The sequence below is a fragment of the Micromonospora sp. NPDC002411 genome (assembly GCF_053592955.1).
Map to the genome: position 1 here is coordinate 1 of NZ_JBSFBM010000233.1, position 11049 is coordinate 11049.

The 11049-nt window shown below is 71.5% G+C and carries 6 protein-coding genes and 1 pseudogene; 4 read left to right on the forward strand and 3 right to left on the reverse strand.

Features of this window, described 5'->3' with window-relative positions; translation table 11 throughout:
* Window positions 1-71: 71 nt before the first annotated feature.
* Window positions 72-1931: pseudogene (locus ACWCO3_RS24230) on the reverse strand (phosphoenolpyruvate carboxylase); the annotation flags it as partial.
* Window positions 1932-2100: 169 nt separating this feature from the next.
* Window positions 2101-3105 carry a hypothetical protein gene (locus tag ACWCO3_RS24235; protein ID WP_450012186.1) on the reverse strand — a complete coding sequence of 335 codons (1005 nt, stop codon included), beginning with the start codon at window positions 3103-3105 and terminating at the stop codon, window positions 2101-2103.
* A gap of 71 nt (window positions 3106-3176) precedes the next feature.
* Here ACWCO3_RS24235 and ACWCO3_RS24240 point away from each other — a divergent pair, with 71 nt between their 5' ends.
* Complete coding sequence (locus ACWCO3_RS24240) at window positions 3177-4217, forward strand: S66 family peptidase (protein WP_145786329.1); 1041 nt, start codon at window positions 3177-3179, stop codon at window positions 4215-4217.
* A gap of 58 nt (window positions 4218-4275) precedes the next feature.
* Here ACWCO3_RS24240 and ACWCO3_RS24245 read toward each other — a convergent pair whose 3' ends face one another.
* Entirely contained in the window at window positions 4276-5190 is a 915-nt protein-coding gene (locus tag ACWCO3_RS24245) for a cyclase family protein (protein WP_358161871.1), read from the reverse strand.
* 484 nt (window positions 5191-5674) lie between these two features.
* Here ACWCO3_RS24245 and mfd point away from each other — a divergent pair, with 484 nt between their 5' ends.
* From mfd to ACWCO3_RS24260, 3 genes are all read left to right on the forward strand, one after another.
* The gene (mfd, locus tag ACWCO3_RS24250; protein WP_450012189.1) at window positions 5675-9304 is read left to right on the forward strand and encodes a transcription-repair coupling factor; all 3630 of its coding nucleotides are present in this window, start codon (window positions 5675-5677) and stop codon (window positions 9302-9304) included.
* Between the two features lie 59 nt (window positions 9305-9363).
* A complete protein-coding gene (locus ACWCO3_RS24255) occupies window positions 9364-10116 on the forward strand; it encodes a hypothetical protein (protein ID WP_145786332.1) in 753 nt (250 codons plus the stop codon).
* A gap of 2 nt (window positions 10117-10118) precedes the next feature.
* Window positions 10119-11049 (forward strand): nucleoside triphosphate pyrophosphohydrolase (locus tag ACWCO3_RS24260; protein WP_450012190.1); only part of this gene is annotated, 931 nt, incomplete at its 3' end.

Here is an 11049-nt window from a genome sequence, read left to right on the forward strand (position 1 = left end):
GGCCACCGCAACACCGCGAACATCGTGATGGCACCCGGCTTTCCCGGGCAGCCGCACCACGTACACGACTACGTCGGCCCGCCGCCGCGCCCGACCGTGCCGCCCCGGCCGTGGAACAGCCGCAGGTGCACCCCGTGCCGGGCGGCCACGTCACGCAGTGCGCGCTGCGCCCGGTGGATCGACCACTGGCTGGTGGTGATCCCGGCCTCCTTGTTCGAGTCGGAGTAGCCCAGCATCACCTCCTGCACGTCGCCCCGGGCCGTCACCAGCGCCCGGTACGCGGGCAACGACAGCAGCTCGTCGAGGAGCTCACCGCCGGCGTTCAGCTCGGCCGGGGTCTCCAGCAGCGGCACGAACCCGACCCGGGCCCGCCCGCTGTGCACGTCCACCAGGCCGGCCTCGCGGGCCAGCACCACGGCGGCCAGGACGTCGTCGACACCCAGGGTCATCGAGATGATGTACGACTCGATCACCTCGGCGCCGAACCGGTCCTGCGCCTCCCGGATGGTCCCGAACACGTCGAACGTCTTGCGGGCCGGCTCGGTCAGCGACGTGTCGACGGTGGACAACGGCCGGCGGCCGGTCAGCTCGTCGGCGAGCAGCTTGGTGCGCTCCAGCCGGGTCAGCGCCGGGTAGTCGGAGACCTCGCCGACCGCCTCGTAGAGCTGGGCGAGCACCGCGTGGTGCGCCTCGGCGTGTTCCCGGACGTCCATGGTGGCCAGGTGCAGACCGAACGCGGAGACCGTACGGATGGTGGAGGCCAGCCGGCCGACGGCGGTGAGCTGCCCGGAGTTGCGGGCCAGCGAGGCGCGCAGCAGATCGAGGTCGGCGATCAGCTCGGCGGAGCCGCGGTAGTCCCGGCCGGGCACGTGCGCGGTGCCCTGGCGTAGCCGTTGCCGCGTGTTGGCGAGTTTCGCCTTCACGCAGCGCGCCTTGAGCCGGTACGGCTCCTCAGCGTTGACCCGACGGAACCGTGTCGCCACCTCGGGCAGCGCGTCCAGGTCGGCGGCGAGGCTGGCGGACAGGTCCAGGGACACCCCGCGCAGCCGGCGGGAGACCGAGACCTCGTTGATGAGGTGGTCCATCGCCTTCTCGGTCGCGGCGATGCCGTGCTCGTGCTGGATGGTCAGCACCTCACGGGTGACCGCCGGGGTGACGAACGGGTTGCCGTCGCGGTCGCCGCCGATCCAGGTGCCGAAGCTCAGCGGCCGGGCCGTCGGGGAGGTCTCCACGCCGAGGGTACGCAGCGTGTCGGCCAGATCGTCGAGCACCTGAGGGGCGGCCTCGGCGTACAGGTCGCGCAGATAGTAGATGGCGTTGCGGGCCTCGTCGGTCGGGTCCGGCCGGTCGAGCCGCAGCTCGTCGGTCTGCCACATCAGGTCCAACAACTCGGCCAGGCGGCGGTTGGCGGGGCCCTCGTCGCTGGCGCCGTAGAGGATCGCGTTGGCCGTCTCGGTGTCCAACTCGTCGGCGATCGCCCGAAGCTTGGACAGGATCGAGCGGCGGGCCGCCTCGGTCGGGTGCGCGGTGAAAACCGGACGGACCGCCAACCGGCGTGCCGCGTTGGCGATCTCATCGGCCGGAACCCCACGCTCGGCGATCATCTTGGCGGCCTGGTCCAACCACCCGCCCTGCACCGCACGGCGTCGGCGCAGATCCCGCGCACGGTGCACCTGCTCGGTGATGTTGGCCAGGTGGAAGTAGGTGGAGAAGGCGCGGGCCAGCTTGGTGCCGGTGGTCACGTCGAGCCCGCCGAGGCGCTGTGCGGCCGCCGGGGCGTCGGTGCGGACCTGGGCGCGGATCTCCTCGACGAGGTCGAGCAGCGGACGACCCTCCTGGCGGGCCAGCGTCTGCCCGAGCAGGGTGCCGAGTCGACGGATGTCGGCCCGCAGCGCGGCGTCCGGGCCGTCGTGGTCGTGCTGATCGGTCACGATGCGCTCCCTTACGTGGTGACGAAGGACAGCGCTGTCCGACTTACTGGATGGTATCCGCGCGCACCGGATGTGCGGAGGGCCCCCGGGTGATCCACTGGCTCCGGGTCGGCGTTTCCGGCGTGATCTCAACCACCGTCGCCGCTTACTCAGGGGCCCGAGCGTGCCCTTAGGGGGCGACGATCCGGCGACCGCGGACGAGGCTCGCGCTGACCAACCCGACGATGCCGGCCACCGCCCAGAGCGCGAGAGCGATCGCGGGCCAGCCGGCGGATCGCCAGTCGAAGTAGACCGCGGCCTTGGTGAGGTCGTTGGCGAGCCCGGGAATGTTCCACCGGTGCATGCCACGCAGCACCCCGGGCAGGAACTCCGGCGCGTAGATGCCGCCGGAGCCGGGGTTGCCGAGCACCACCAGCAGCAGGATGACCAGCGCGGTGCCCGCGACACCGAGCCACCCCTGGATGGCGCTGGCGAACATCGCGGCGGCGAAGACGGCCAGCGCGCCGATCGCGGCGATCGTCGGCACGTCGTGCTGCCAGATGTCCAGGACCGGCCCGACCACGACAGCGCCCGCGATGCCCAGCAGCACGCTGTAGACCGCCAGGGCGGCTATGCGTAGTCCAGCCCGCCGCGCCGACCGTGGGGTCGTGCCGGCGGAGATCCCGAGCACTGTCGAGGCGAGGTAACCGCCGAGCACGTACCCGACGTTGAGGTAGAACGGCACCACACCGCGCGGGTCGTCCGAGGTGACCGGCACCCGGTCGACGATCTGCAACGGGGTGCCGGTGCGGGTGGCGGCGGTGCTGAGGACCTCCTTGATCGCGCTGGTGGCGGAGGGGCCGGAGGCGCTCGCCACAGTGAGGAGCAGGCCGTTGTCCGGGCCGGTGCTGAGCACCGCGTACACGGCGCGGCTGAGCAGGCCGTGCTCGGCGGCGCCCGTGTCGTCGTACTCGATGGGTTTGAGGATGGTGGTCTGGTCGCGCACGGCGTCGAGGGTGGCCCGCGCGCGTTGGTCGCTGGTGACGACGCCGGTCGGCAGGTCGCGCGGTGTGGGCTGGTGCAGTGCTCCGACGTAGGCCGCGATGAACGCGGTGGCCAGCGCGAGCGTGCCGATGAGCAGCCCGATGCTGCGCGGCGCCCAGTCACGGTCGCGCCTTTGCCGTGCTTCATCCACATCGAGAGCCTAATGTCCGATCTGGGAACGGCAGGACGGAAACCGGTTGGCCGGACCGTTAGCCTTCGATCATGGGGACGCTGATCCATCCACCCAAACCACAGCCGGGCGACAGGGTCGCTGTCGTCTCACCCTCCGCCGGCCTGCCGGGCCTCTTCCCCCACGTGTACGAGTTGGGGCTGCGCCGGCTGCGCGAGGAGTTCGGTCTGGAGCCGGTGGAGTACCCGACCACGCGGATCATGGGTGCGGACCCTCGCGACCGGGCCCGCGACCTGACCGCCGCGTTCGCCGACCCGAGCATCACCGCGGTGCTCGCCACGGTCGGCGGCGACGACCTGATCACGGTCACCCCGCACCTCGACGACGACGTTCTCCGGGCCAATCCCAAGCCCTACTTCGGTTACTCGGACAACACGAACGTGCTCAACCACCTGTACCGGCTGGGCATCGTCGCGTACCACGGTGGGTCGGTTCTGGTGCACCTCGGCCGGCCGGGCGCGCCGCACCCGTTGACAGTCGACTCGCTGCGCGCCGCGCTCTTCACCACCGACTGGTACGAGTTGACGCCCGCGCCCACCTGGGGTGACCGGCCGAACCCGTGGACCGAGCCCGAGACGCTGGCGTACGAGCCGGAGATGCTGCCCGGCGAGGGCTGGCGCTGGCAGGGGCCGCAGCGGGTGGTGCGGGGGCGCACCTGGGGTGGCAACCTGGAGATCCTGCACTGGTTGATGGCCGCCGACCGGGTGCCGACCGCCGACGAACTGGCCGGGTCCGTGCTGCTCTTCGAGACCTCCGAGGAGATGCCGAGCGCCCAGGAGGTGTTCCGGATCGTGCGGAACATGGGGGAGCGGGGCCTGCTCGCCGCCTTCGGAGCCATCATCGTCGGGCGCCCCAAGGCGTGGGACTTCGACAAGCCGCTGTCGGTGCCGGAACGGCAGGCGTGGGGCGAGGCCCAGCGGGAAGCGGTCATGCGTGCGCTCACGCCGTACAACCCGGAGGCGGTGGTGGTCTTCGACGTCGACCTCGGTCACACCGACCCGCAGTTGATCATCCCGTACGGCGGGGAGATCCAGGTGGACGCCGTCGCGCGCCGGATCTCGGTGCGCTACTGACGCGCGGGCCCCAAGGGCGCTCCCGCCAGGTGCGCGCCGGCAGCGGCGGTGTATCGCGTCAGGGGTTGACGACGGCGAAGGCGCGGACCGGGAAGGTGCCCATGCCGGCCACCATCGGTGGGGCCGCCGTGAACCGGAAGCCGGTCGGCGGCAGCGCGTCCAGGCCGGTCAGGTGTTCCACGATCGGGATGTCGGCGGCGAGCAGCGTGCTGTGCGCGGGGCGTAGACCTCCGGCCGCCGGGCTCATGTCGTCGATGTTGATCGAGTCGATGCCGACCAGTGCCGCACCCGCGTCGGCCAACGCCTGAGCGGCGTCCCCGGTCAGGTACGGCGCCTCCGGCGCGCCGTACCGCTCCGTGCCGAAGTGCACATCCCACCCGGTGTGCAGCAGTACCGCCCGACCACTCACCTCGTACGGGGCGAGCATCAGCCGATCCACGGCGCGGGTGCCGGCCGGCACCCGGACCACCACCCCGGGCAGGTCGGCGAGACGGTCCAGCGGCACCCCGGTCAGATCGTCACGGCCGGCCCAGCGGTGGGCGGGAGTGTCCACGTACGTGCCGGTGTTGGCGATCAGGTCGATCCGGGCCACGTGGAACTCGGTGCCGGCCGCGTAGCGCTCCCGCGATGCCGCGAAGGTCAGCCAGTCGGTGATCCGGGGCCCCGGCCAGCCGGGCAGGGTGGTCATCCCGTCGCTGATCACGTGGCTCAACTCGACCAGTCTGCGGCCGGGCACTGGCTGATCGACGGCCACGCCCCGGCCGCCCTTGTGCGGCTCCTCGATGATCGACTTCGCGCTGATCCGGACCTCGGCGACCATCAGCAGCCCGAGGTGACGGACGAACAACGCCGCCAGGTCCTCGTCGCTGATGTCCTGACCCGGAATGTCCAGCCGAAACCCCTCGGTACGCAGTCCGCCGCCGTTGGCGAAGCTCACCTCCGCGTCGAACTGCGCCCGCCACTGCTCACCCATCCGCAAACCCGACCACGCCAGCCGTCAGTCGGTCAAGATCCGCGAGAGGCCATGGCAGACCGCTGCGCCCCGCTCCCGCTCCCGCGGATCTTGGGGCGAGCAAGGTGTGCGGGTCGGTGACCTCTGTGCCGGAGGCCCTCCACTCTCCAAGATCGCGCAATATCAAGGATGTAGTGGTCTCGGCGCGTCGGTGAGGCCCCTACATCCTTGTTCGAGCGTGACCTTGGCCGATGTGGGTCGCCCCAAAACCTCGCCCCGGTCCGTGGAGAGGTCAAGATCCGCGCAACATCGGGGATGTTGGTGTTTCCCGCGCGTCGGAGGCAGCAACATCGCCGATGTTGCGCGGATCGAGGCGCAAGGCGCGGGGACCTGGGCGGAAGCGGGTGTCTGTCGGTCGACGGAGATAGGCTGGCTGCTGTGCGCCCCCCGTCCGGCTGGACGCGGGGCCGCCGTCGTGTGCGTCGACTCCCCTGGAAGGATTCCCTTGCTCACCGGTCTGTTCACCGCTGCCCTGGCCGACCCCGGGCTGGCCCGGGCGCGTGACCTGGCGCGCTCCGGTGCCGCCCAGGTCGACGGCCTCGACATCACCGCCCCGGCGGCGCTGCGTCCGTTCGCCGTCGCGGCGGTCGCCGCTGACAACGAGGGGGCCGGGCGGCCCGTGCTGGCGGTGACCGCCACCACCCGGGAGGCCGACGACCTGGTCGCCGCCCTGGGCGGGTTGCTGCCGGCGGAGCAGGTGGTCGTCTTCCCTTCCTGGGAGACGCTGCCGCACGAGCGGCTGTCCCCACGCTCGGACACGGTGGGTCGACGGCTGGCCGTGCTGCGCCGGTTGGCGCACCCGGAGGCCACCGACGCGCACGGCGGCACCGGGCCGCTGCGAGTGGTCGTGGCCCCGGTCCGTTCGCTCCTCCAGCCGCAGCTCAAGGGGCTCGGTGATCTGGAGCCGGTGCAGCTCGCCGCCGGTGCGGAGGCAGACCTCGAAGAGGTCGCCCGCCGGCTGATCGACATGGCGTACGCCCGGGTCGACCTGGTCACCAAGCGCGGCGAGTTCGCCGTGCGCGGCGGGATCCTGGACGTCTTCCCGCCCACCGACGAGCACCCGTCCCGGGTCGAGTTCTGGGGCGACGAGGTGGAGGAGATCCGCACCTTCGCCGTGGCCGACCAGCGGACCATCGAGCAGGTTCCGCTGCTGTGGGCGCCGCCCTGCCGGGAGTTGCTGCTCACCCCAGCGGTCCGTGAGCGGGCCGCCGCCCTCGCCGAGCAGCACCCCGAGCTGGCCGAGATCCTCGACAAGCTCGCCGAGGGCATCCCGGTGGAGGGGATGGAGTCGCTGGCGCCGGTGCTGGTCGGCCCCGACTCGCTGGAGTTGCTGCTGGACGCCATGCCGTCCGGCACCCACGTCCTGCTGTGCGACCCGGAGCGGATCCGCACGAGGGCGCACGACCTGGTGCGTACCTCGGAGGAGTTTTTGCAGGCCAGCTGGGCTGCCGCCGCGGTCGGAGGACAGGCGCCGGTGGACGTCGGCGCCGCCGCCTTCCGCACCCTCGGCGAAGTCCGCGCCGCCGCGGGCAAGCTCCGCCAGCCTTGGTGGACGCTGTCTCCGTTCGGGCTGGTCGAAGCGGAGAACGCCGAGACGCGGCAGCCCTGGGAGGACGCGCCCGAGGAGGCCGCCGTCACCCCGGACGACGCCATCGCGGTGACCCTCGGCGCTCAGCCGGCCCCGCTGTACCACGGCGAGACCAGCAGGGTGGTCGACGATCTGAAGCGCTGGGCCGGTGAGGGCTGGTCGATCGCGCTGGTCTTCGAGGGGCACGGCCCCGCTCAGCGGGCGGTGGAGGTGCTGCGCGACGCCGGGCTGGGCGCCCGGTTGGCCGAGGAGGTGCCGACCGCGCCGGTCCCCGGCGAGCTGGTGGTCACCTGCGGCGCGTTGGGCAGCGGTTTCGTCGACGAGGCGTCCCGTTTCGTGCTGTTGACCGGCAACGACGTGACAGGTGGCCGGGGTACGTCGACCCGGGACATGCGCAAGATGCCGAGCCGGCGGCGCAACACCATCGACCCACTGGAGCTGAAGGCTGGCGACCATGTGGTGCACGAGCAGCACGGCATCGGCCGCTACGTCGAGCTGGTGCAGCGCACCGTCAACGGCGCCAGCCGCGAATACCTGGTGATCGAGTACGCGGCCAGCAAGCGTGGGCAGCCCGGCGACCGCCTCTTCGTGCCGACCGACCAGCTCGACCAGCTCTCCCGTTACGTGGGCGGGGAGCAGCCGACGCTGCACAAGATGGGCGGCTCGGACTGGCAGAAGTCCAAGGCTCGGGCCCGCAAGGCGGTCCGGGAGATCGCCGCCCAGCTGATCCAGCTCTACGCGGCGCGCAAGGCGTCCAAGGGCCACTCGTTCGGTCCGGACACCCCGTGGCAGCGCGAGTTGGAGGATGCCTTCCCCTGGCAGGAGACGCCGGACCAGCTCGCCGCGATCGACGAGGTCAAGCGGGACATGGAGCAGACCGTCCCGATGGACCGGCTGATCTGCGGTGATGTCGGCTACGGCAAGACCGAGATCGCGGTCCGGGCGGCGTTCAAGGCGGTGCAGGACGGCAAGCAGGTGGCGGTGCTGGTGCCCACCACCCTGCTGGTTCAGCAGCACTACAACACGTTCGCCGAGCGGATGAGCCAGTTCCCGGTCCAGATCCGGCAGCTGTCCCGGTTCCAGACGGCGAAGGAGACCGAGCGCACGATGGAGATGGTCGCCGACGGCACCGTCGACATCGTCATCGGCACCCACCGCCTGTTGCAGACCGCCACCCGGTTCAAGCAGCTCGGTCTGGTGATCGTGGACGAGGAGCAGCGCTTCGGTGTCGAGCACAAGGAGCACCTGAAGACGCTGCGCGCGTCCGTCGACGTGCTGAGCATGTCGGCCACCCCGATCCCGCGGACCCTGGAGATGGCGATCACCGGCATCCGGGAGATGTCCACGATCGCCACCCCGCCGGAGGAGCGGCACCCGGTGCTGACCTTCGTCGGCGCGCAGGACGACCGGCAGGTGGCGGCGTCCATCCACCGCGAGTTGCTGCGCGACGGGCAGGTCTTCTACCTGCACAACCGGGTCGAGTCGATCGACCGGGCGGCGCGGCGGCTGCGGGAGTTGGTGCCCGAGGCGCGGGTCGCGGTGGCGCACGGCCAGATGAGCGAGGACGCGCTGGAGAAGGTGATGGTCGGCTTCTGGGAGAAGGAGTTCGACGTCCTGGTCTGCACCACGATCGTCGAGTCGGGCATCGACATCCCGAACGCCAACACGCTGATCGTGGAGCGGGCCGACCTGCTCGGCCTGGCCCAGTTGCACCAGATCCGGGGCCGGGTCGGCCGGGGCCGGGAGCGGGCGTACGCGTACTTCCTGTACCCGCCGGAGAAGCCGCTCACCGAGCACGCCCACGAGCGGCTGGCGACGATCGCGCAGCACACCGAGCTGGGTGCCGGCATGTACGTGGCGATGAAGGACCTGGAGATCCGGGGTGCCGGCAACCTGCTCGGCGGTGAGCAGTCCGGGCACATCGAGGGTGTCGGCTTCGACCTGTACGTGCGGATGGTCGGCGAGGCGGTCTCCGCGTTCAAGGGCGAGCGGCCGGAGGAGGAGGTCGATGTCAAGATCGATCTGCCGGTCGACGCGCACCTGCCGCACGATTACGTGAGCGTGGAGCGGCTGCGCCTGGAGATGTACCGCAAGCTCGCCGAGGCGCGCGACGAGGAGCGGCTGGGCGAGGTGATCGCCGAGATGACCGACCGGTACGGCGAGCCGCCGGCCCCGGTGCAGAACCTGGTGGAGGTGGCCCGGTTCCGCCTGCTGGCCCGCCGCTACGGCCTGACCGACGTGTCCATGCAGGGCAAGCACGTCCGGTTCGGTCCGCTGCCGCTGCCGGATTCGAAGCAGTTGCGGCTCAAGCGCTACCACCCGGATGCCGTCTACAAGCAGGCCACCGACCAGGTCAGCGTGCCCCGACCGACCACCCGCCGGATCGGCGGCGAGCCGTTGCGCGACCAGGCGCTGTTGCAGTGGTGCGCGCAGTTGCTCTCCGATGTGCTCGGTGCCCCCGCAGTGGCGGCGGGGGCACCGGCCTGAGCCGCTCGTGCGGTGGGGGGCGTCACAGCGGCGTGCCCTGCCGTGAGAGAGTGACCGTCATGCGTGCTCGCCGTCTTGTCGCCGTCGCCAGCGTGGCGGTCGGTCTCATCGCCCTCTCCGGATGTCGTGCCGAGCCCGGCATCGCCGCCTACATCGGTGACCACCGCATCACCGACGAGCGGGTTGCCGCCGTGCTGAAGGACCTGCGCGACAAGAACCCGGAGTCGCCCGCCGCGAGCCAGCCCGGCCAGGCGGCGCCGAAGCCGACCGGCCCGGCCGACGTGGCCAGCGTGCTGGTGCTGAGCGAGGTGTGTAAGCAGGTCTCCGCCGAGAAGAACTACCAGCCGCGTGGCCAGGTGGCTTCCGACCAGGTCGCCCAGGCGCTCCAGTTGACGGCTGACACGGAGTACGTGCAGCAGGTGTCCGCCCTCTACACCTGCCTGTCCGGGGTGCCGTCCGAGTCGGTCGCGCCGACCGAGCAGGAGATGAAGACCCTGATCGCGGTCGGCCGTGAGGCGGGCCAGATCCCCGCCGCCACGAGCGACGAGGAGGCCGCCCGACAGCTCGACGGCGACCAGTTGCGTGGTGCGCTGGCGACCCGACGGTCGCTGGTCGAGGCGGTCGAGCGCTACGACGTAACGGTCAGCCCCCGGTACCGCCCGCTGGAGTTCCCGGTGCTCAGCTTCCCCGGTGACATTCCCGCGGTGAGCGTGCCGCTGGGTGAGCCGGGCTCCGACATGGTCACCGACGTCTCCACCCCGGAGTCGGTCGAGTCGGCCGCCACCCCCGACGCCGAGGGCACGGCCAGCTGAATATGACGGCACGGATCGTCCTGCTGGTCACGTCGCCCCGGCTACCGGCCGGGTTGCTGACGGCGGCGGCCTGGGACGTCGTACGCCAGCACCCGGTGCTGACCGGCGCGGAGAGCGAGTTGGTCACGGCGGTGCGCCAGGCGGGCGCCGAGGTCGTCGTGGTGGACGGCCCGGCGACGCAACGGCTGCTGGACACGGTGGCGGCGCACGGCACGGCGGTGTGGTTGGCCGGCCCGGCCGGCGACGAGGCTCTTGCCCGGGAGTTGGGCCTGCGGCTGGCCCGGGAGCCGGGGTTGGCCGAGATGGAGCTGATGTACGGCTCGTGGGACCCGCCGGGCGCGCGACTGCTCGACACGGTGGCCGTGCTGGACCGGTTGGCCTCGCCGGGTGGTGACCCGTGGAAGCGTGCGCAGACGCACCGCAGCCTCGCCGGTTACCTGCTGGAGGAGAGCTACGAGGCGTACGACGCGATCGACGCCGACGACACCGATGCGCTGCGTGAGGAGTTGGGCGACGTCCTCCTGCAGGTGGTGTTGCACGCGCGGCTCGCCGAGGAGTTGCCCGAGGGTGAGCGGTGGAGCATCGACGACGTGGCCGGTGGCCTGGTCGACAAGATGATCCGGCGCAATCCGCACGTCTTCGCCGGTGCCGAGGCGGGCACGCTGGAGGAGATCACCGAGAACTGGGAGCGGATCAAGCGCGCGGAGAAGGCCCGGAAGTCGGTGCTGGACGGCGTCGCGTTGAGCCAGCCTGCCCTGGCCCTGGCCACGCAGATCCTGGCGCGTGCCGCCCGAGCGGGCATGAGTGTTCCACCGCCACTGGCGGACACCCAGGTGGACGCCGAAGCAAGGCTGGGCGCGAGCCTCCTGGCAACGGTGGCGGCTGCCCGCGAAGCGGGCATCAACCCGGAAGCGGCCCTCCGCCGCACGACCC